This is a genomic window from Oceanobacillus sp. M65, assembly GCF_052246275.1.
In the GTDB taxonomy this organism is placed as follows: Bacteria; Bacillota; Bacilli; order Bacillales; family Amphibacillaceae; genus Oceanobacillus_B; species Oceanobacillus_B jordanicus.
The window spans coordinates 1,462,407-1,484,543 of sequence record NZ_JBQQCJ010000001.1; the positions used below are offsets into that span (position 1 = coordinate 1,462,407).

Annotated in this window: 21 protein-coding genes; 17 read left to right on the forward strand and 4 right to left on the reverse strand. The window is 36.1% G+C overall.

Annotated features, from left to right (window positions below; translation table 11 throughout):
- Nucleotides 1-4 precede the first annotated feature (4 nt).
- The 3 genes from ACTWPF_RS06885 (at nt 5) to ACTWPF_RS06895 (ending at nt 5,118) form a co-directional block, all read left to right on the forward strand.
- Nucleotides 5-2,713 (forward strand): Tn7 transposase TnsA N-terminal domain-containing protein, encoded by a 2,709-nt coding sequence (locus ACTWPF_RS06885; RefSeq protein WP_443148770.1) that lies wholly within the window; start codon nt 5-7, stop codon nt 2,711-2,713.
- 3 nt (nt 2,714-2,716) lie between these two features.
- Complete coding sequence (locus tag ACTWPF_RS06890) at nt 2,717-3,847, forward strand: ATP-binding protein (RefSeq protein ID WP_443148771.1); 1,131 nt, start codon at nt 2,717-2,719, stop codon at nt 3,845-3,847.
- A gap of 110 nt (nt 3,848-3,957) precedes the next feature.
- On the forward strand, nt 3,958-5,118 hold the full coding sequence (locus tag ACTWPF_RS06895) for a TniQ family protein (protein WP_443148772.1): 1,161 nt from the start codon (nt 3,958-3,960) through the stop codon (nt 5,116-5,118).
- A gap of 717 nt (nt 5,119-5,835) precedes the next feature.
- On the opposite strand, the gene ACTWPF_RS06900 is transcribed toward ACTWPF_RS06895, so the two are convergent.
- Nucleotides 5,836-6,162 carry a four-helix bundle copper-binding protein gene (locus tag ACTWPF_RS06900; RefSeq protein WP_161465630.1) on the reverse strand — a complete coding sequence of 109 codons (327 nt, stop codon included), beginning with the start codon at nt 6,160-6,162 and terminating at the stop codon, nt 5,836-5,838.
- A 213-nt stretch (nt 6,163-6,375) separates the two neighbouring features.
- Between ACTWPF_RS06900 and ACTWPF_RS06905 the strand changes: the two genes are divergently transcribed.
- The 8 genes from ACTWPF_RS06905 to copZ all read left to right on the forward strand — a co-directional run bounded on the left by ACTWPF_RS06905 (nt 6,376) and on the right by copZ (nt 15,037).
- Complete coding sequence (locus ACTWPF_RS06905) at nt 6,376-8,517, forward strand: copper-translocating P-type ATPase (protein WP_443148867.1); 2,142 nt, start codon at nt 6,376-6,378, stop codon at nt 8,515-8,517.
- A gap of 390 nt (nt 8,518-8,907) precedes the next feature.
- Nucleotides 8,908-9,162 (forward strand): hypothetical protein, encoded by a 255-nt coding sequence (locus tag ACTWPF_RS06910; RefSeq protein WP_443148773.1) that lies wholly within the window; start codon nt 8,908-8,910, stop codon nt 9,160-9,162.
- A 293-nt stretch (nt 9,163-9,455) separates the two neighbouring features.
- The gene (locus ACTWPF_RS06915) at nt 9,456-9,731 is read left to right on the forward strand and encodes a glutaredoxin family protein (protein WP_106897299.1); all 276 of its coding nucleotides are present in this window, start codon (nt 9,456-9,458) and stop codon (nt 9,729-9,731) included.
- Nucleotides 9,732-9,816: 85 nt separating this feature from the next.
- Nucleotides 9,817-10,431 carry a nitrite reductase gene (locus ACTWPF_RS06920; protein WP_106897298.1) on the forward strand — a complete coding sequence of 205 codons (615 nt, stop codon included), beginning with the start codon at nt 9,817-9,819 and terminating at the stop codon, nt 10,429-10,431.
- Nucleotides 10,432-10,469: 38 nt separating this feature from the next.
- On the forward strand, nt 10,470-11,885 hold the full coding sequence (locus ACTWPF_RS06925; protein WP_443148774.1) for an MFS transporter: 1,416 nt from the start codon (nt 10,470-10,472) through the stop codon (nt 11,883-11,885).
- 220 nt (nt 11,886-12,105) lie between these two features.
- Nucleotides 12,106-12,408 (forward strand): metal-sensing transcriptional repressor, encoded by a 303-nt coding sequence (locus tag ACTWPF_RS06930; RefSeq protein WP_036574957.1) that lies wholly within the window; start codon nt 12,106-12,108, stop codon nt 12,406-12,408.
- Nucleotides 12,409-12,420: 12 nt separating this feature from the next.
- Nucleotides 12,421-14,802 carry a heavy metal translocating P-type ATPase gene (locus ACTWPF_RS06935; RefSeq protein ID WP_443148775.1) on the forward strand — a complete coding sequence of 794 codons (2,382 nt, stop codon included), beginning with the start codon at nt 12,421-12,423 and terminating at the stop codon, nt 14,800-14,802.
- Nucleotides 14,803-14,830: 28 nt separating this feature from the next.
- Nucleotides 14,831-15,037 carry a copper chaperone CopZ gene (gene copZ, locus ACTWPF_RS06940; RefSeq protein ID WP_106897295.1) on the forward strand — a complete coding sequence of 69 codons (207 nt, stop codon included), beginning with the start codon at nt 14,831-14,833 and terminating at the stop codon, nt 15,035-15,037.
- 69 nt (nt 15,038-15,106) lie between these two features.
- Here the strand turns inward: copZ and cax are convergent, their stop codons facing one another.
- The gene (gene cax, locus ACTWPF_RS06945) at nt 15,107-16,165 is read right to left on the reverse strand and encodes a calcium/proton exchanger (RefSeq protein WP_238020162.1); all 1,059 of its coding nucleotides are present in this window, start codon (nt 16,163-16,165) and stop codon (nt 15,107-15,109) included.
- Between the two features lie 167 nt (nt 16,166-16,332).
- Between cax and ACTWPF_RS06950 the strand changes: the two genes are divergently transcribed.
- Nucleotides 16,333-17,388: a M42 family metallopeptidase gene (locus ACTWPF_RS06950; protein WP_443148776.1), complete on the forward strand. Its 1,056-nt coding sequence runs from the start codon at nt 16,333-16,335 to the stop codon at nt 17,386-17,388.
- 56 nt (nt 17,389-17,444) lie between these two features.
- Here ACTWPF_RS06950 and trhA read toward each other — a convergent pair whose 3' ends face one another.
- Nucleotides 17,445-18,092, reverse strand: a complete 648-nt coding sequence (gene trhA / locus ACTWPF_RS06955; RefSeq protein ID WP_443148777.1) for a PAQR family membrane homeostasis protein TrhA — start codon at nt 18,090-18,092, stop codon at nt 17,445-17,447.
- 135 nt (nt 18,093-18,227) lie between these two features.
- On the opposite strand from trhA, the gene ACTWPF_RS06960 reads away from it, so the two are divergent.
- The 5 genes from ACTWPF_RS06960 to ACTWPF_RS06980 all read left to right on the forward strand — a co-directional run bounded on the left by ACTWPF_RS06960 (nt 18,228) and on the right by ACTWPF_RS06980 (nt 21,442).
- The gene (locus ACTWPF_RS06960; RefSeq protein WP_443148778.1) at nt 18,228-18,812 is read left to right on the forward strand and encodes a DUF1836 domain-containing protein; all 585 of its coding nucleotides are present in this window, start codon (nt 18,228-18,230) and stop codon (nt 18,810-18,812) included.
- 4 nt (nt 18,813-18,816) lie between these two features.
- Nucleotides 18,817-19,800 carry an MsnO8 family LLM class oxidoreductase gene (locus tag ACTWPF_RS06965; protein WP_106897290.1) on the forward strand — a complete coding sequence of 328 codons (984 nt, stop codon included), beginning with the start codon at nt 18,817-18,819 and terminating at the stop codon, nt 19,798-19,800.
- Between the two features lie 128 nt (nt 19,801-19,928).
- Nucleotides 19,929-20,525 (forward strand): TetR/AcrR family transcriptional regulator, encoded by a 597-nt coding sequence (locus ACTWPF_RS06970; protein ID WP_443148779.1) that lies wholly within the window; start codon nt 19,929-19,931, stop codon nt 20,523-20,525.
- 20 nt (nt 20,526-20,545) lie between these two features.
- Nucleotides 20,546-20,719: an anti-repressor SinI family protein gene (locus ACTWPF_RS06975; protein WP_443148780.1), complete on the forward strand. Its 174-nt coding sequence runs from the start codon at nt 20,546-20,548 to the stop codon at nt 20,717-20,719.
- A gap of 111 nt (nt 20,720-20,830) precedes the next feature.
- The gene (locus ACTWPF_RS06980; protein ID WP_036574935.1) at nt 20,831-21,442 is read left to right on the forward strand and encodes a DedA family protein; all 612 of its coding nucleotides are present in this window, start codon (nt 20,831-20,833) and stop codon (nt 21,440-21,442) included.
- A gap of 58 nt (nt 21,443-21,500) precedes the next feature.
- Here the strand turns inward: ACTWPF_RS06980 and ACTWPF_RS06985 are convergent, their stop codons facing one another.
- Complete coding sequence (locus ACTWPF_RS06985) at nt 21,501-22,022, reverse strand: cysteine hydrolase family protein (RefSeq protein WP_443148781.1); 522 nt, start codon at nt 22,020-22,022, stop codon at nt 21,501-21,503.
- Nucleotides 22,023-22,137 lie beyond the last annotated feature (115 nt).

Consider the following 22,137-nt stretch of genomic DNA (forward strand, 5'->3'; position numbering starts at 1 on the left):
AAAGTTGATCAAGGATATTGAACGATTTTTAAGCTCAAAACAACTTAGTAAAGAAGCGATAAACGAAGTTATGAAAATTCGTTTATCAGACCCAGCAAGAAAGGTTAGAAGTGGTGGAAAGAATGTCCCAGGTACATATCCGAGTAAAAAAATGGGTCTCACTATACAATTTGAGAGTCATACTCTTGAGTTGGTAGCGATAATAGTTAAAGAAATAAATTCTAGCGTGTTAGAATTTTATGATCAACCACCATCATTTAAAATTGAATATTTAATTAAAGGGGTAAATAAAGGTCATTTGTACACATCTGATTTCTTTGTAATTGAGGAAGACTGGATTGGTTGGGAAGAATGGAAGACAGAAGAGGAGTTAATAAGACTTTCAATAAAATGGCCAGAAAGATACTCTGTTGATGAATTTGGCGTATGGAGATGTCCTCCCGCAGAAAAATATGCAGAAAAATATGGACTGTCCTTTCGAGTTAGGACCGATAAGGATTTAAATCAAAAATATATTAGAAATGTAAGGTTTTTAGAGGACTTCATTTTAAAATCAAATGAGTTATATATTGATGATAATGTTAAAAGAGAAATATTAAAAGTAGCTACTCTAAACCCTGGTATTACACTTAAAAATATATTAGAAATAGAAGGGAATTTTAACGCAGATGACCTTTATAGTTTATTGATATTAGGAGAACTTTACATTGATATAATCAATGAAGTAATACCAGATTATTCAGCTAGAGTTTATATTAATAAAGAATACAAAAAAGCCTATAGAAATATGGTATCTTCTAGCGTTAAAGGAGGCCCTGAAAATACCATTTCCTTTAAAACACAATTTGGTGAAAAACTGCTTTGGGATGATATAGAATGGGAAATTATTAATATAGGGTCAAGAAATGTATACCTAAAGTCAGCAGAGAACACAACTGAGATTCCTATTACAACACTAGATTATCTAGTTAAAGAAGGTAAAATAAAAGGTTTCTCAAAAATAGAAACTGTCCAAAATGTTGAAATTGAACTGTTAAATACCGCAAGTCCAAAAGATTTGGAAGGTGCGAATATAAGGTATAAAACTATTCTCCCGTATTTAGAACAATCAGATACCTTGGGGGATAAAAAAGAAGTTGTTACTGAAAGAACAATTTATAATTGGATAAAAAGTTACCGAGATGCTGAAAAGGAATATGGAAACGGTTATGTAGGATTGTTGTCAAAGGAATATAAAAAAGGAAATAAAACTCAAAGGCTTGAAGACGATTTACAAAAATTGATGGAAAAATTTATACACGAAAGTTACGAGGATTTGAAACAAAGTACGATGAGATCGGTTCATAGAAAATTTGAACAGGTTTGTTATAAAAATAATTTTGATCCACCAAGTTACTATACATTCACAAAAAATATTCACAAAACCCCAAAGCATGAGCAAGTTAAGAAGAGGAAAGGATATAAAGCAGCATATAGTAATGGAGAATTTAGTTGGTTTTTAAACTCTGAGACACCTAGACATGGTGACCGGGTCTTTGAAATTTGTCACATCGATCATACTCAACTTGATATCGAGTTGATTTGTTCAATAACAGGAGAAAACCTAGGACGGCCATGGTTAACTTTATTAATTGATGCCTATTCAAGAATTATTTTAGCATTATATATATCATTTGATGCCCCTAGTTATAGAAGCAATATGATGGTATTAAGGGAGTGTGTAAAAAAATACTCAAGATTTCCGAGTACACTCGTCGTAGATGGCGGTAAAGACTTTAATAGTGTGTACTTTGATACAATACTAAGTAGAAATTATTGCACTAAGAAGATTAGACCTGGTTCCAAACCAAGATATGGGAGCGTAATAGAAAGACTATTTGGTACAACTAATCAAATGTTTCTCTATAACCTAGCTGGAAACACACAAATAACAAAAAATGTTAGACAAGTTTCAAAAAGTGTTAATCCTAGAAATTTAGCAATTTGGACATTGGAAAAGCTATATGAATATTTAAGTAGATGGGCTTACGATATATACAATAAAACGGAACACAGTGGAATTGGTACCACCCCACAAAATATATATGAAAATAGCCTCTTAAAAGGCGGTGAAAGAAAAGCTACAAGGATAGCCTATGATGAATTATTTCGTATACTAACCTTACCTAGTACTAAAAAAGGAACAGCGAAAGTTATACCTGGTTATGGTGTGAAAATAAATAGATTTTATTATTGGGATTCATCCTTTCGAAACGGTTCAATTGAGAACAGGTCTGTCCTTGTTAGGTATGATCCGTTTAATATGGGAATTGCGTATGCGTATGTAAACAAGAGATGGATTGAACTTAAATCTGAGAAATATAACGTATTAAAGAATAGAACTGAAAAAGAACTTAATATAGCTTTTCAGGAATTAAAAACTAGAGTAAAACTCAGTGAGAGGAAAACTAATGTTACAGTGAAAATGATAACAGATTTCTTAACTTCATTAGAGGCTGAAGAATCGCTGTTAAGTCAACGTCTTAAAGACAGAGCTATAAGAAATCTATATGTTATTGAAGGTGGTTTAAAAGAATCACCTGACGAGAAAATTCAAAGCAATTACGAAGAGGTTGTAAATGAAAATTTTAAATTAGTCGTAGATAATACTACTGATAACATAAATGAAATCAAGATCGAAGATATAGAGTTCGAACCTTATGAGGAGTTGTAAGATATGGATAAAAACTTTCCAATTCACTTATTAGAAGACACTCCTATAGAGCGTATTAGATATTTTAACAATTATTCAGTTGCCCACCCCTTTTTTATAGTGGCTTTTAATGAAATCTTAAAAAGAATCACGAACCCCTCGACCAAACAGATATTTTTAGTATATGGACCAAGCGGTGTTGGCAAATCAGAATTGGTAAAAAGAATTTATGAAAGAATCTTGAAAATCAATAGAGAGATAATGATTAGTGATCAAAGTATTATTCCTATTGCAAGATGTGAAGCCATTGCACCTGATAATGGAAAGTATGACTGGAAGGAACACTATATTAGGGCACTTATGGCTTTGAATGAGCCATTGATAGAGCATAAAATTGATATCGATAAAAAGATTACTAATAAAGAAAGACAGCCAAACAGAGCACTTAGAAGATCTTTAGAGAATGCATTAGTATATAGAAAAACACAAGCGTTATTAATTGATGAAGCACAACATATGACATTCAACGGTTCTGCCAAGACTGCGACAGACCAAATGAATTTAATAAAATCTTTAGTATCTAACTCGAATACACCTCATGTAATGTTTGGTACATATGAAATATTAGATTTTAGAGACTCACTTGGACAGTTAGCTAGACGTGGTTTAGATATACATTTTAGAAGATATGATGTTCGTAAAAAAGTTGAGCAAGAAATGTTCATTAAAACGCTATGGAATATTCAAAAACAGATACCCTTGTTAACCGAACCAAATCTAGTGGAGCACTGGAAGTATTTTTACCAAGTAAGTGTAGGTTGTATAGGGATTCTTAAAGATTTAGTTTCAACAACACTTGAGTATAATTTACATGAAACTCCAGACATAACAACATTAACTTTAAAACATTTTAAAGAGTACGCTTTAACAACCAATCAAACGTATAAACTAGCCAAGGAGGCAATTGAAGGAGAAGCTAATGTTTTAAACAATAAAAGAAAAGAGGATGACGTTTCTATGCTATTAGGTATGCCTGGTTACGCTAATGAAAGAGATAATGAGGAGTCAAATGAACATGAAAGTAAAGGGATTAGTAAGAAAAAAAGCAAACCTGGAGTTAGGCTTCCCAAAAGAGACGCAGTGGGTGATATATAGAATAGTATTAGGCTTCATCCAAATTAATTTAGTACACATTTATAGTGTTAATACATGGTGAATAAAGGGAAATAATTAAAAACTATATAGGTGAAGTAGGTGAAGTAGAAATGATTAATAGTAATGAAATAAGTCATCCTAGAAGAAGTACTCTATACAATCTAGAACCTATGGGAATAGGTACTTTGATGGTGGAAAGCTTAACAAGTTATTTGCTAAGATTATCGAATGTACATAATTTAAAAACAAGAAGCCTAATTCAGTATTTAATATATCCCTTCCTTAATAAATCCACATATGATTTAAAGAAGAGTAACAACAATATATACAGTGATGGTAGGTTTCTAGATGGTAGTACCCCGTTAACAATTGAATTTATTAACGCCTTAGAAACGTTGACTCATAGAAAAGATTTGCGTTATCTTACCTTAATCTCCTGGGGCGGAATCACTAATCATAAAGTAATAACTCCGTATAAAAAATGGTGTCCCCAATGCTTGTCTAAAATGAAAATAGAGAATGGCACTGTTTACCAACCATTGCTTTGGAATGTAAAACATGTAAAAATTTGCCCCCTACATAATATTCAACTACGTCATACTTGTCCCTCTTGTGGAAGCTCACAATTAGCATTAAATACGAAAGGAAGCATTTCAACCTGCAATAGCTGCAATACATGGTTAGGTAAAGACGAATATAATTATGAAGAAGTAAATGTTAGTGATTTTGATAGATGGGTTGCGTCAGCAATTGGTGATTTAATAAGAGAAACCCCCAAAATTTTAAGGTTTCCAATCGGTAGTTATATAGACGAATTGGTAAAGAAGTTAGAAGGTGTTATTCCAGATATAACAATTCCCTTTGATAATATTTTAGTATTCTTAGCAAATAAGAATACTAAAAAGTCTGATATAGCTAGTAGTTTGCGTTTGGCTCTTATGGAGAGTGATTCTAAACATAAGGACCATTTTTATGATTTACTTAGATTTATATTTATTTTAGGGGTGCCAATTCAAACAATATACGATTGCAATTCGTTAAGTACTTCTTCATTACCAATAATGAATGATTTAAAGGACTGTAAGAAAAAATATTTACGTAAAGAAAAATTATTCAGAGATTTTGATTATATTATATATAAATTTAATCCTCTTCCCTCACCTGAAGAGATTCTTCGACTAACAGGTGATGCGGATAATTTATTAGTTGAATACATAGATAATTTTATTGAAGATAAAAATAGTTTAATAGAATATAACAAAGAAAATTAAGTTCAAGAGTTCAAATAATCTTAACCTGCTCCTACATTTATATCTAGAATTAGATAATAACTAAAACTATAAATCTTAATTTAACATCCTTATTATCAAATACCTTTTGTTACGTACGACCGAATCAAATTGTGTACTCTCCCATAGGTGATTAGGGGATGTATTCGTTCGTTAATTCGTGGTGAAGTTTCCTTCTTCATTTTATATGCTCTCTAATTTAGGGTCGATCCACGCTCTTTATAGTGGTTAATAATGAAAATATACTAAGCAATTTATTAGTAATTCAAAATAATAATAGTGAGCGACAATTAATTGCCTCATAAAGTAAGATGGGTATTGAATACTTGTATAAAATCTTATACTCAGGAGTACAAATGAAATGTCTAAAGTTAAAAAAAGGAAAACTCGCCTAATAATACTATAAAGTATTTAGTTTCACAAAGTATTTTTATAAACGAAAAAGCTTCAGTAAGTATTAAATAATGAGGGTAAAGTGCCTTAAAAATATAAATTTTTATAAAAAGACCTCGAAAGTAGTATGAGAACCTGTATTATGACGGGATTTGAAACCTTATGGTTGATTTTAAATAAGTTTATGCTTGAAGTCACATCTTCATATAGAAATTACCCTTTTTCCCTATATCGAATAATAGCCCGTAAGAAAAGTTGCTCATCAAGGTACTTACCGTGATGAGCAACTTTTTTAGTTTGGATTAATTAAGCAATACTTTTACATGCTTCTGCACACTTAAAGCAAGCTTCCGCACATTTTTGACAATGCTCGTGGTCATGTTTTTTACATTCATTACCACATGCTTCACAAATCTTAGCACACACCGAGGATAGTTCAGAAGCGAATGGTGTGTTTCTTGATAGAGCATGTTCTAAGTAACTGCAAATATCCGCACATTCTCTATCCAACCGGATACATTCAGCCATCATTTTGACATCTTCCTCTTTAAGACATGCATCAAAACAGTGATTACATGCTGCTGCACACTCGTGTAAAGCTTGGATCAATTCTTGATGTTTTTCATGTGTCATTTCTAAAACCTCCTGTAGTAATTTATATTATCCTGTTTTCTATACCGTTCCCATTCTAATTTCACCTAAACCAACATTTAGTTATGGAATTCATAAATTTGTTGTGTGTATGTTTTTTATATACCTTACGGGGGTATTGTGAAATATGAACATAATAATAGGACGCTGGTACATCCTAAATAGAAGATCTAAATTAAGGAGGTAATGACAGACATGAATCAAGAAGAGAAACAGGATATGCACCAACATCACGAACACCTTAGTCATAAACCAGAAGAAGAGGAATCCAATCATAACCACGAACATCTTATCCATCACGAAAGCCATGATAAGCAAAACCACATCTCCCATGAACATAGTGAACAGGAGATGGACGGCCATCATCACACTGAACACGGTGGAGGACACGGTGATCATCATGGGCATATGGTAGAGGAATTTAAAAAGCGTTTCTGGATAACATTAATCCTTGCTATCCCTATATCATATTTATCACCTATGATTCAGATGCTTATAGGTTATGAAGTGAATCTTTCTGGAGATACAGTGGTGTTATTTTTGCTCTCCACATTTGTTTTTTTCTATGGGGGCAAACCATTTCTACTTGGTGCTTGGGACGAAATAAAAGCAAAAGCACCAGGAATGATGTTGTTAATTTCCCTAGCCATTATCACAGCATATGTGTATAGTTCCTTAACAGCTTTCTTTATTGATGGTAGTGACTTTTTCTTTGAGCTGGCAACATTGATTGTGATTATGCTGCTTGGACACTGGGTGGAAATGAAATCCGTAATGGGGGCGTCAAAGGCACTTGAGGAGTTAATTAAACTAATGCCAAAAGAAGCCCATAAAATTGATACATCAGGAAATATAATGGAAGTACCTGTCGAAGATTTGCAGAAGGGAGATCAGATCCTAGTGAAGTCAGGGGAAAAGATACCTCTGGATGGTGAAATCTTTGAAGGGGAATCCCCTGTCAACGAATCGATGTTGACTGGAGAATCTGTTCCAGTTGAGAAATCTCCTGGGATGGAAGCGATTGGCGGCTCTGTTAACGGAGAAGGCGTATTAAAGATTAAAGTTAATAATACCGGTAATGACACATACCTGTCTCAGGTTATCAAACTAGTAAGTGATGCTGAGAAGACTAATTCCAAAGCACAAGGATTTGCAGATATTGCGGCTAAATGGTTGTTTTATGTGGCAGTTGTTTCAGGTATTATAACTATAGCTTACTGGAGCATCACAGGTGATTTTGACTTTGCTTTAGAGAGAATGGTCACCGTTCTAATTATAGCCTGCCCACATGCCTTAGGGTTAGCTGGACCACTTGTAACTTCAAGGTCTACAGCAATTGCAGCTAAAAAGGGATTATTAATTCGTAACCGTACACCATTCGAGAGTGCTTGGAAACTGGATCGTGTGGTATTTGATAAAACAGGTACCCTTACAGAAGGGGATTTTGGCATAACAGATATTCACCCAGCAGAAGGCATAGAGGAAAATGAATTATTGAAGTTGGCATACTCTGTGGAGACACAGTCTGATCATCCTATTGCAAGAGGTATTGTCAAAGAAGGGGAAGAACGCAACATCGAACTTTATAATGTAACAGAGTATGAGACGCTAACAGGTAAAGGCTTAACGGCTAAAGTGAACGAATCAGAAATTGCAGTGTTTAGCCCAGGTGCCATGAAAGAAAATCAATTAACTTTTGATGTGAAGACATACGAAAAGCTTGCTGAGCAAGGAAAAACCGTTGTTTTCATTTTAAAAGACAATGAATTACAAGGGATGATTGCGTTAGCAGACATCATACGCAAATCTTCCTATAGTGTCATTGAAGCATTAAATAGTAGAGGCATTGAAACAGTGATGATAACTGGAGATAACAGCCGTGTTGCAAATTATGTAGGGGAGCAGCTCGGCATAACAAAAGTAATTGCAGAAGTTTTGCCACATGAGAAATCGAAATATGTTAAAGAACTAAGAAGTAATGGTAGGAAAGTTGCCATGATTGGGGATGGAATTAATGATGCGCCTGCACTTGCAGAAGCAGATTTAGGTATTGCTATTGGTGCAGGAACAGATGTGGCTATAGAGACAGCTGACATTGTGTTAGTCAATAGTGATCCTGTAGATATTTTAAATATTTTTAAGTTATCAAAAGCAAGTTATCGAAAGATGGTTCAAAATCTTGCTTGGGCTGCAGGTTATAATATTATAGCGATACCTCTAGCGGCAGGTATATTATATTTTGCAGGTATTTTAATAACTCCTGCTATTGGAGCCGTTCTCATGTCATTGAGTACTATTATCGTTGCAATTAATGCACAGTTATTAAAGATTGATTAGCAATACTTTAACTTAATTAGGTTACTAAGATATAAAAACTCTTTTCAATGAACTATTCCGTTATATGAAATAGGTAAATTGAGAGGAGTTTTTAAATGAAAATGAAAATACCAAGTGAGCCAAGGGAAATACTTTGGTGTTTGAATGTCTTTCGTGCTAGATGAACAGATGTTTTAAAAGATTAAAGAATAATAGGTTTTTTAGGCATGATGGAAGATAGTTGATAAATTTTTTCTTGACAATACCCATCAGGGGTATGGTAAAGTGACCTTAGATGAAATGAGGAGGTAATTAACATGATAAATAAAACACTCCAAGTACAAGGCATGCCTTGTTGGACACTGTGTAAAGACTATTGAAGGGCAGGTGGCATAACTTAGAGGTGTGGAATTGGAATCAATAAAGGTTGATTTGCAAGATGGGAAAATGGACGTAACCGTTAAATCAGTAAAAATAGCCATAGAAGATATCACTAAAGTGATTGAAGAACAAGCTTTCGTTGATATTACTCCTGAAAAAAAGCGTATCAAACAAAGCCAAATATGCTACAGGTTGGAACAAATAAAACAAGCAAAGCAAATCTTTAAGCGAAAAATAATCGGACAAAAGAGCATAATAGGAAAACAGTTACGCTGGCCCCTGTAGTAGCAACAGTTAATGATGAAGTGCCATTAGTCTTTGAAATACATGGGAAAAAACCTGAACGATATCTTGGTGCGTTAGGTCATGTGGTAATCATTGATGAAAATATGGAGCAATATATTCATGTTCATCCTGCTTCTAAGAAAACAACAACCTTTAACGCTCATTTTACTAAGCCAGGTAAGTATAAAATATAGGCTGAATTTAAGTTTGCTGGTAACGCTCATGTCTGCTCTTATGTTATAGATGTAAAATAATTAGCAGCTTGTTTTATATCGTTGGGGGTGAATTTAAAGATGAAAAACTATCAATTGGAAGTCTTTACTAGGCCTACTTGCTCTGATTGCCAAGATTTGAAGGGATTCTTGCAGCATTATAAAATACCCCACAAGGAATACGATCTAGCAAAAGATCCTGAAAAAGAAAAAGATCTAAAAAACATAACAGGAAATAGAATTGTACCAACCCTTTTATTTTCTCGTCCGTCATTTTTCGGTAAGAGTAAGTCAACAAGTATGATAGGGTTTGAGAGAAACAAGAGTGAAATAATGAAGTTATTAAATATTAAGTAAAATATTAGGTTTTAACTGGCAGGAAAAATTTTACAAAATTAATACCCTTCCTGGGTAGGGTAATAAATAAAGAAGGGGAGAGAATATGGAGACGGAGGACACAATTAAAATTGCGGTCAATGGCGGAATTGGATTTGGAGCAAAGCTAAATGCCAAACAGCTGATAACCCTTTCAAAATATATGAAGGAAGAGGACGAACTGGAATTAACCACTTTTCAACAACTTTATATAGAAATACCTAAGAATAGAAAAGAAGAAATCATCTATGAGTTTAGTAGTGTTGGATTAGCTTGTTATCCGGTTGGTGATTTTGTGAAAAACTTGAGGACTTGTAACTTTTGTAAAGGAGAGGAACGGGAAGGTATGCCTATAGCAAAAGAGTTAAATCGGCGTTTTGCTGGAAAGGCAGTTCCGTTTACGTTAAAGATGGCCTACACAGGTTGTCCAATTGGTTGTGGGGAGCCTATGCTTAGTGACATAGGAGTTATGAAATATAAGGAAAATTATAATTTATATGTTGGTGGAAAAGGCAAGGGAAGAGATGCTGAAGTAGGTATTTTACTAAAGGAAAACTTAAATCCTGAAGAATTATACGAGACAGTAGATCAACTTATCACCGCTTATTCACAAATGGGTAAAAAAAGAGAGTCTTTTTTTAAATTTTGGAAGAGAGCATGTAAGAAACAATTGCTAATTTAAGTATTTAATAAAATAAAAGTTTCGGAGGTAGTAACATCATGTCTGCACAAAATTCAATATCGCAACCAGATCGAAATCGCTGGAAAGCACTAGTCTTATTGTGCTTTGCAAACTTTCTTGTAATGATGGATTCGGCCATAATTCAAATTGCCCTACCATCTATTCAAGAAGATCTTGGCTATAGTCAAGAAAATTTACAATGGGTAATGAGTTCCTTTCTAATTTTCTTCGGAGGATTTTTACTATTAGGTGGTAGGTTAGCCGACTTATTTGGTAATCGACACATTTTTAATTTGGGAGTCACAACCTTAATAATCTCATCATTATTCGCCGGTATAGCATGGAGCGAAATAAGTTTAAATGCTTCAAGAGCAGTTCAAGGATTAAGCTCTGCACTTATTGCACCAGCTGCCCTTTCTTTGATTATGATCTTATTCTCTTCTCATGCAAAAGAAATGGGCAAAGCCCTTGCCTTTTGGGGGCTCTCCGGTGCAGCAGGTGGAGCTTTAGGTATCGTTCTGGGTGGTGTCATTACAGAGTTTCTTGGTTGGCGTTGGACTTTATTGATCTATGTTCCACTGGGAATTATAGTGCTTATTCTTTCACCAAAACTACTACAAAAGGTAGGTCGTAAAGCCACTGGTCGTGTGGATTATCTCGGCGCCATTTTAGTTACGATTTCTTCCATGTTAATTGTTTATGGAATAGTAACAGCCGAGCATAGTGGCTGGCAGTCATCTAATACATTAATACCATTTTTAATTGGGGCTATATTATTTATTGTCTTTATTATGGCCCAGTCCAAAATAAAAGAACCGCTATTGCCACTTAACATTTTTAAAACGCCTAATCTTGCTATAGGCAATGTTTCTGTTTTCTTAATAGCAGCTTCATGGTTTCCATTAGTTTATATTCTTGTTCTGTATTTACAGCAAGTTTTAATGCTTTCTCCATTTGTTGCAGCAATGGCAATGTTACCTATGCCTATTTTTATGGCAATCTTTATGATAATGATTGCTGAAAAAGTAATGGAGAAGTTTGGAATTAAAAGAACGTTAATTGCAGGATTCATCCTACTTGGAGTTGCAGGTATTTTATTTTCTCAGACTGCTACAGTATCAGGAAACTATTGGACTAATGTGTTACTAGCTTCGTTAATAGCATCCCTTGGAAATGCACTTGCCTACCTACCTGCAACGACAGCATCTGTGTCAAAAGTTGAATCAGATAGATCTGGTATAGCATCCGGTTTATATAATACCTTTTATCAAATTGGATCAGCAGTTGGTTTAGCAGTAATAGTTGCAATTGTGGGGGCTGCTACTAATTCCAGTAATGCTCAATCACCGGTAGTTGCCTTGAATGAAGGCTTTCAGCAAGCTTTTTTGTGGATGGGAATAATCGCTTTGGTTGGTGCTGTTTTGGCAATTACGTCTGTGCGATCTCGTAAATAGGAGACTCAACGCAGCTTGGGAAGATAAAATTTAGAAAAGTTTATTTAAATGTTCACTTCCTTTCACAGTTTATAAATACCCTGGCTTCATCTTGTTATAGTTTCTTCGTTTAAGTGACAAATTAAACGAGTAGCTTTATTAGTTACAACCTCTCCTTTTATTTGACATAAATACCATATGGGGGTATAGTATAAATATAAATAAAAAGGAAGTGATCCATTTGGATGAATTCTTACATGAACACCCAAGTAAACCGAGAACACAAAGTGAAAAACAAAAGGTTATCAACCGTCTGAAACGTATAGAAGGCCAGGTACGCGGCATTCAAAAGATGGTTGAAGAGGATAGATACTGTATGGATATATTGGTCCAGCTCAGCGCAATTCAATCTGCTCTGAAAAATGTTGGGTTTTCTGTCACGGAACGTCATATCAACCATTGTGTGAGTGATGCTATCAAGCAGGGTGAAGGAAAAGAAACCATCGAGGAACTAATGAGTGTTATGAAACAGTTTTCTAAATAAGGAGAGAGAATTATGAGCGACACACATCATGCAACCCTTAATATAACAGGAATGACCTGTGCAGCTTGCTCTAGACGTGTTGAAAAGGTTCTAAATAAAATGGACGGAGTGGAAGCTCAGGTCAATTTAACAACGGAGAAAGCAACGGTGGGCTATGATATAGAGAAAGCTTCAATTGAAGATATTACGAAAAAAATAGAAAACGTGGGCTACGGCGTGTTAATGGAAAAAACAGAACTAGACATATTGGGCATGACCTGTGCAGCTTGTTCTACTCGTATCGAAAAGGTTTTGAATAAGCAAGAAGGTGTTAATTCTGCAACGGTTAACTTAACAACTGAAAGTGCAGCGATTGAATATAACCCAGGCTTGACTGACCCGAAAGTATTAATTGAGAAGATAAGAAATGTAGGGTATGACGCAAAACCTAAAGCGGAAGCAGCAGAAAAGAGAACGCATAAAGAGAAAGCTTTGCAACGGCAGAAATCCAAGTTGATCATCTCAGCTGTGCTATCTGCACCATTATTAATAACCATGCTGGTTCACTTATTTAATATGGAAATACCAGCAATACTTATGAACCCATGGTTTCAATTTGCGCTAGCAACACCTGTTCAATTTATCATTGGTTGGCAGTTTTATGTGGGAGCGTACAAAAACTTAAAAAATGGCGGGGCAAACATGGACGTGCTTGTGGCATTAGGCACGAGCGCTGCTTACTTCTATAGTTTATACGAAGCACTCAAGACGATTGGCAATGACTATATGCCACATTTATATTTTGAAACCAGTGCAATTCTCATTACATTAATCTTGTTTGGAAAATACTTGGAAGCAAAAGCCAAAAGTCAGACAACAAATGCATTATCCTCGTTACTAAATTTACAGGCCAAAGAGGCTCGTGTTATTAGGAACGGTGAAGAAATCATGCTGCCTGTAGAGGAAGTTGTTGTTGGAGAAAGATTAGTAGTAAAACCTGGTGAGAAAATACCCGTAGACGGTATGGTTGTAAAGGGAAGAACTTCAGTAGATGAATCAATGATAACTGGTGAATCCATTCCAATTGAAAAGGTACTGGACGCTACGGTTATCGGCTCCACAATAAACAAAAATGGCTCTATTGAAATGAAAGCAACAAAAGTGGGGAAAGATACGGCCCTAGCCTCTATAGTCAAAGTAGTTGAGGAAGCGCAAGGGTCAAAGGCGCCAATTCAACGTTTAGCAGATGTTATTTCAGGCTATTTCGTACCGATTGTTGTAGGTATTGCCATCCTAACATTTGTTGTATGGATTGCATTTGTTGAGCCAGGCCAATTTGAACCAGCTTTAGTTGCAGCAATTGCTGTACTTGTTATTGCTTGCCCATGTGCATTGGGGCTAGCTACACCGACCTCGATTATGGTAGGAACGGGAAGAGCGGCGGAAAGTGGTATTTTGTTTAAAGGTGGAGAACACTTAGAAGGCACACATCAGCTAAATGCAATTGTTCTTGATAAAACAGGAACTGTCACCAAAGGAAAACCAGAAGTTACAGACTTTTCCGGTGACCAGGAAGCTCTACAGCTGTTAGCTAGTGCAGAGAAAGGCTCGGAACATCCACTTGCAGGGGCGATCGTAGCTTATGCAACAGAAAATGAGATGGACTTTCTTGAAGTTGAAGAATTCGATGCAATACCTGGCCACGGTATCGAAGCAAGGATCTCGGGGAAACAAATTCTTGTAGGTAACCGGAAACTAATGACAGATCATCAAGTAGATATTGAGAATAATGAAGAGACATTAGTCAAATTTGAAACTGAGGGTAAAACAGCAATGTTAATTGCCATTGATGGAGAATATCGAGGAATTGTCGCAGTGGCAGATGTAATTAAAGAATCAGCAATACAAGCAATCAAAGAGTTAAAAGAACAGGGCTTAGAGGTCTTCATGTTGACAGGAGATAACGAAAGAACCGCCCATGCGATTGCAAAACAAGTAGGAATTGATCAAGTGATTGCCCAAGTGTTACCTGAAGAAAAGGCCGATAAAGTGAAAGAAATACAAGCACAGGGTAAAAAGGTAGCAATGGTTGGCGATGGTGTAAACGATGCACCAGCATTGGTAACTGCTGATATTGGGATTGCAATTGGTACTGGTACAGAAGTAGCAATTGAAGCTGCTGACGTAACCATACTAGGTGGAGAGCTATTGCTCATACCAAAAGCGATTAGAATTAGTCATGCTACAATTCGAAATATCCGCCAAAATCTTTTCTGGGCTTTTGGTTATAACACAGCTGGAATCCCAGTCGCGGCTGTCGGATTACTTGCACCATGGATAGCTGGTGCGGCAATGGCGTTAAGCTCGGTAAGTGTAGTTTCTAACTCACTTCGATTAAAGCGAGCAAAACTATAAGCTATACTTTTTAAAGGAGGTGAAGATCATGGAAAAAACATTGAATGTTCAAGGTATGTCATGCGGACATTGCAAGATGTCAGTTGAAAATGCATTGAATAATTTAAATGGCGTTTCAGAAGCTATAGTTAAGTTGGAAGCAGGCAAAGTAGATGTTTCTTTTGATGAATCAAAAGTAAATGTTGAAGCCATGAAGGACGCTATTGAAGAACAAGGCTACGATGTAGTAGCTTAAATATAAATAAAAAGCTGGTTTTCTATGATGAAAACCAGCTTTTTTATTTCGGAAAATATTTCTGTGACCTTAAATAAAATAAAATCCGAGTCCCATAATGATATATGCTGCTAATAATGCCAAGCCATCAAACCAGTTTGAGTCACCGTCGTTTGACAGCATGATCATTAATAAAACTGCTGTCACCATACTAATAAGTTCAGGCCATGTAAAGACAAGAGGCATGGAGGTGGTAAAAAGTAGGGATAGTAGAACGAGAATAGGAAGCACAAACATTGCTACTTGCAGTGTTGAACCGACAACAATTTCAACTGCTACATCCATTTTATTTTTGTATGCCATCATGACGGCTGAGGCATGCTCTGCAGCATTACCGACAATAGCAACAATAATAACCCCAATAAATAATTCTGACCAACCAAATGTTTCCCCAACTTCATTAAATGTAGAGACAAGGTGCTCCGAAACATAGGCTACGGCAATGGTAGAGAGTGCTAATATTATAATGGCTTTCAATTTACTCCATTCTGGCACTTCCTCTTCGTGATTCTCCTTTTGTTTATTATTGGACTGGTAAACTCCGCGATGTGTAACAAATTTAAATAACAGGGCCGCTAAGTATAACAGGATTAAAATGATGGAGATCCCAACACTAAGGAACATGGTATCCTGGTCATTCATCGTTGTTGTAAAGACCTCGGGTATCACGAAGGCGACAACTACAGAGAAAATAAGTAGTCCTGCGTTATGTTGTGCCTCATGTTTACTAAAAGATTGCCGTTTATATTTTAGACCACCAATGAAAAAAGAAAGCCCTCCTACAAGTAGCAAATTTCCCAAAACGGAACCAGTTAAAGAAGCTAGAACAATACTTACAAGTCCGGCCTTCAGTGAAAAAATAGAAATAATAAGTTCAACGGCATTACCGAATGTCGCATTTAATAAACCACCAATTCGAGGCCCTAATACAATTGCTAGGCTTTCCGTAGCTCTTCCAATAAACCCTGCTAAGGCTATAATAGTTAAACAATAAATACCGAACATAATTACGGCTGACCAATGAAATATGGAACCAATAATAGAGAGTGGTAGACCAATACAAGCTAAAATCATAAACAATCTGTTCATTTTACACATCCTCTCTTTCAATTTCCAGGTAACTATAGATTACCCATTAGGAAAAAGGAATACTCTTTTTAAAGAAGGTTACAATCCAAGAAGTTTACTTGCCTGCAAGGATCACGTATAATCCTAACTAATTGAAACTTCTAAAAATAGGTGCAGGGGGAATTTTCTTGTCTACATATCCAAAAGTTAGTGAAACAAAAGAATTAATTAAACAGCTAGTGTCTATACCAAGCCCATCAGGCAACACAACAAAAGTGATCCAGTTTGTTGAAGATTTCTTGAAGGACTTAAAAGTGGAGACAAAGCGTAACCGAAAAGGCGGATTAATAGCCATATTACCCGGAACAAATGAGGAAGAGCATAGAATGCTAACTGCCCATGTGGATACATTGGGTGCCATGGTAAAGGAAGTGAAAAGTAATGGGCGACTTCGTTTAGATTTAATTGGAGGATTTAAATATAACGCTATAGAAGGAGAATACTGTGAAATTCATACATCAAGTGGCAAGGTTTTTACAGGGACAATCCTTATGCACCAAACGTCAGTCCATGTCTATAAAGAGGCAGGAGATGCAAAACGAAATCAGGAAAACATGGAGGTACGGATCGATGCCAAGGTAGAAAATGCTGAGGATATCAGGAAGCTTGGTATTGAAGTAGGGGACTTTGTTTCTTTTGATCCACGTGTTCAATTTGCCGATAATGGGTTTATTAAATCACGTCACCTTGATGACAAGGCAAGTGTTGCGATTTTGCTACAACTAATTAAAAGGGTAAAAGAAGAGAAGTTGACACTGCCATATACGACACATTTCCTTATCTCAAACAATGAAGAGATAGGCTATGGCGGAAATTCCAATGTAACGCCAGAAACGATTGAATATTTGGCTGTAGATATGGGAGCCATGGGAGATGGTCAATCTACAGATGAATTTACCGTTTCGATCTGTGTAAAGGATGCATCAGGCCCGTATCATTATGGATTGCGCAAGCATCTTGTCCAGTTAGCGGAAAAGAATAAAATTGGCTACAAGCTTGATATTTACCCTTATTATGGATCAGACGCCTCAGCGGCTATCCGATCAGGGCATGATATTATCCATGGACTAATAGGCCCTGGAATCGATTCTTCTCATGCATATGAAAGAACCCATGAAGAATCCTTACATCATACAGAACAGCTCGTGTACGAATATGTGAAGTCAGAAATCGTAAGCTATTAATAAGCTTGTTAAACATTAAGAAAAGTGGCTGGGACGTTATGTCCCAGCCACTTTTTTTACAACACATATAAATAAACGCAAAGGAAATGAAAGAGACTCCCTAGCAGAATGAAAATATGGAAAATCTCGTGAAATCCAAAATGCTTAAAATTCATGAACTTTGGTTTCAACCAATAAATGAATGCTCCAACTGTGTAAATCAAGCCACCTATTATAAGCAAAGCCATTCCGTTTGTACCAAGAACTGGTGCAAGGGAAGAGCTGAAAAAGACGACAATCCAACCCATCGCGATATATAAAGCAGTAGACAACCATCGTGGTGCATGGAACCAAATTAATTTAAAAGTAACTCCTGCTACAGCGATTGCTGAAATGATGGTAAACAACACCCAGCCTGTCACCCCGTTTAAACTAATCAGACATAAAGGCGTATAGGTTCCTGCAATTAGTACAAATATCATCGAATGATCCAAGCGTCGTAAAAAAGCAATGACATGTGCTTTTGCAACGACCAAATGATAGGTTGCAGAAGCTGCATAGAGTAGTGTCATGCTGATACCAAAAATAATAACTGAAAATATTGCCAGTGTGGAATCAGCTGTTGTTGAAGCCTTTATTACCATTGCCACCAAACCTACAAAACTAAGAATTGCTCCGAATAAATGAGTTAGTCCATTAATCGGTTCACGCATATACGTACCCAAGAATAATCATCACCTTTACCTTTGTATGTAGTTTCGAAAACTATATAATGACTATATCCTAATACTAAGATGTAGTCAAGGTTTACTCACTTATTTATTTCCCTTATAATAGAAGAAAAAACAAGAGGTTTTAAAATGGATATAAACAAGATTTTAGATGAGTTGCAACTGGATACTAGGCTCGATATTAAGGATATTCCTGATATCGACCTTTATATGGATCAAGTAATTCAGTTATTTGAAAAGAAATTCTCTCCTACTAAGCGTAATGAAGAGGAAAAGGTATTGACAAAAACGATGATAAATAACTATGCCAAAGGTAAATTATTTTTTCCTATAAAAAATAAAAAATACTCAAGGGACCATATTATGCTTATTAGCATGATTTATCAGATGAAAGGTGCATTGTCTATACATGACGTAAAGCAAACGCTGGAGACATTGAATAACCAAATAGTGGAGGAAGATTTCGACCTTCTCACACTTTATATGAGTTACCTAACTTTATTTGACCAGAATCTGGACATATTTAATAGTGGGGTCAAAAATCATATGAATGATATTCAAGTGGAGATTGAAAAATTAGGGAGTAAGGAGAAGACGTATTTAGAAAAACTCTTACTAATTACAACCTTTACGGAGATGAGTAACTTTTATAGGAAAGCCGCTGAAAAGATGGTAGATAACATGTTGGAAGAAGAAACAAAAAGAAAGCAGTGATGATATGAAGCTTAGTATACTAGATCAAGTACCCGTGCTAGAAGGAAGTAGTCCTTATGAAGCAATACAGGCATCAATTGAATTAGCGATTGCGGGGGATAAACTAGGGTATACACGGTACTGGACTGCAGAACATCATGACATGGACGATCTTGCATCCCCAGCCCCCGATATATTATTAAGCCAGATTGGTGCCAGAACGAACAGAATGCGAATTGGTTCTGGAGCTGTATTACTTCCACACTATAAACCTTATCAAATAGCAGAGCGCTACCATCTGCTTGCAACCATGTTTCCAGGAAGAGTGGATCTTGGTGTAGGACGTGCTCCTGGTGGCTCTGCTGAAGCAACGATGGCATTGTCGGATAATTTTTTAGAGAACGTAAAGCAATTTCCCAATAAATTAGATGAACTCATTGCATTTTGTTATAACGGGTTTTCTGATGATCACATCTTTTCTAAAATTACTCCCAACCCTGTAGCTTCCCCTCCACCTGATATATGGCTACTGGGTACAAGTGGGAAGAGCGGCAAGCTAGCTGCCGAAAAAAGAGTTTCTTATGCATTCGGTCATTTCATGTCAGATGCTAATGGAGTAGAGATTGTCAGGGAGTATGCGAGAGAAATAGAAACAGCTAGTCCAATTGTTGCTGTCTCCGTAATATGTGCTGAAACGACTGAGGAGGCAGAGGAACTGGCATTTTACCAGTTGGCCAAGCAAGTATGGAAGGATAGGAAGACAAGTACATCGTTGCTAACCACCAAGGAACTAAAGCAACTCGACTTTACTTCTAAAGAAAAAGAATTGGTTGAAAAGCGTAGAAAGAAAATGGTTGTTGGGGCACCCGATAAAGTTAAAAGGCAATTGGTTGACCTCCAAGCGATGTATCAAGTAGAAGAATTGATGCTAGTGACGATAACAAATAGCTACGAATCAAGGTTAAAGTCTTATGAGCTTATTGCCCAGGAAATGAGGCTTACAGAATAAAATACATCCTAAAAAACTTCCAATAGGGAGGTTTTTTAATTTCCCAAAATTGCTTGACGGTAGTTATAAGATATAAGATAATACTCGTTAGTAATATAATATTTCACGAAAAACTTGGAGTGTAAGCTATGAGCAACAGAGGCAGAAAAAAAGGCTCGAATGGAGAACGTAGCAGAGAACAATTACTCACCATTGCGGCAAGGCAATTTGCCAATAATGGCTTTTTTGAAACAAAAGTCAGCTCAATTGTAAAGGAAGCTGGTTTAACACAGCCGACATTTTATTTATATTTTAAAAGTAAAGAAGCAATCTTTACGGAATTAGCTGCTATTTTTAAGGCAAGACTCTTAAATCTAACGGAGGCTAGCCTACTTGAATCTGGACTAAAAGAAGAAATGATAAAAATAGAGATAAAAGGAAAGCTCGGAACAATTTTTCGATTTTTTAAAGAGAACCCTGATTTAACCCAAATTGGCTTTTTCTTATCGGAAGATGGGGAATCACTGAAAAGTCTACTTGCAGAGACTATATATATGAATCTAGTGAAAGAACAAAAAGATGGCTATTTTCATCAACATTTGAATATGCTTGTCGTTTCAGAGATTATAGTTGGAATCATGGAACGTCTAACTATCTCAAGATTATTTACTGGGTTGGCAGAGCCTGAAGAGTTAGCAGAAGAGGTAGTAGAGTTACTTTTATTTGGAATGCAGGTCTATCGTTAGATAAATCTATGGAGGGGCTGGTGAGTTGGGTGGAAACTGGCAAAAAGCACAGTCAAGAATTGGAGATAGAGTGGGTATTACTTATAAAAGAAGCAAACCAGCTAGGGTTAACAAAAGATGAAATTCGTAACTATTTAAGAGGAAATAAATCGAGTGAGGAAAAAAGGAAAGACTTTTTAAGGAAAACGGATTGAAAATTTCCTAGTCTTTTTCACCATTTCTCTTAATATAATCAATCGAGGCTCACTAAATACATATATGCTAACTACTTCTAACAACCTTGTAAACTATTTTTGGAGGATATTATGGAGAATTGGATAACTAACATTATGGAGCAATTTGGCTACTTGGGTATTCTTCTCATGATGGCACTTGAAAACTTATTTCCACCAATACCTTCAGAAATTGTCCTTCCATTTGGTGGATTTTTAACTACTTATACCAACATTACTGTATGGGGTGTGGTAATAGCTGCAACCATTGGGTCGTTACTAGGAGCCGTTATTCTATATTGGATAGGTACCTTGCTGGATGTGGACAGGTTGGAGAGAATTATCAAACGATGGGGCAGGATTGCACGGATAAAAGTGGAGGATGTACATAAAGCAGATGCATGGTTTGATAAATATGGTTATTGGACGGTATTAATTGGGAGGATGGTTCCTGTAGTACGTAGTTTAATATCGATACCTGCTGGAATGTCCAATATGAGGTTTGGTCTGTTTATGCTATTTACTGTAATAGGCACACTTATATGGAACAGTATTTTGATCACTGTTGGGGTCATTCTCGGGGAATCTTGGCACGATATAACAAGCTTTATGGATCTATACTCCGATATCGTGTATTTCTTCCTTGCAGTCATATTTGCCATCCTCCTGTACCTTTACTTTAGAAAGAAAAGGCAGCGTCGTTAAAAAGATAGAAACAAAGCATAAAGATACGGTTAGGAAGCTATTCCATAACCGTATCTTTTTATAGGTCGAGATATTCATCATAGTCGAGGACTTCTATTGTTTCAGACCAATGAAGTACGGTGCCGATAAAGTCACGAATATCTAAATTCTTCATATCATACGTATCTCCATTATTAAGTGTACCTGTGGCATCTTCTATAAAGGTAACTTCATAACCTCGATCAAATGCAGCAATAGCTGTAAACATACAACAAAATTCAGTGTTGAATCCTGTAATTACGACGTGCTCAATATCATTTTCCTCTAAAATCTTCTCGAGATCTGTCTCAAAAAAGCCACTGGGTGTGCGCTTTTCTACTATATATTCAGCATGATGCCGGAGTGATTCATGTAGTTCAGCGCCACGAGACTCCTCAAACAATGGACTCTCCTTTTCCTCATCTAAATGCTGAAAGAAAATGACAGGTTCGTCGCGTTCCTTAAATCCTTCTATAATCTGTTCCATTTTATTTAGTTCTTCGGTGAAATCCCCTTCTTCTACAATTCCATTTTGTACATCAATAACAAACAATGCGTTCATCTTTTCCCCTCCCTTACTTTATTTTAGGTTCGACAAAGGATTTAAAAATCCTTTTTTGTACGTTAGGAAAGCATTAAATTTTAGCAAGAAGCAATGGCGACGTAGTTGAAATTTA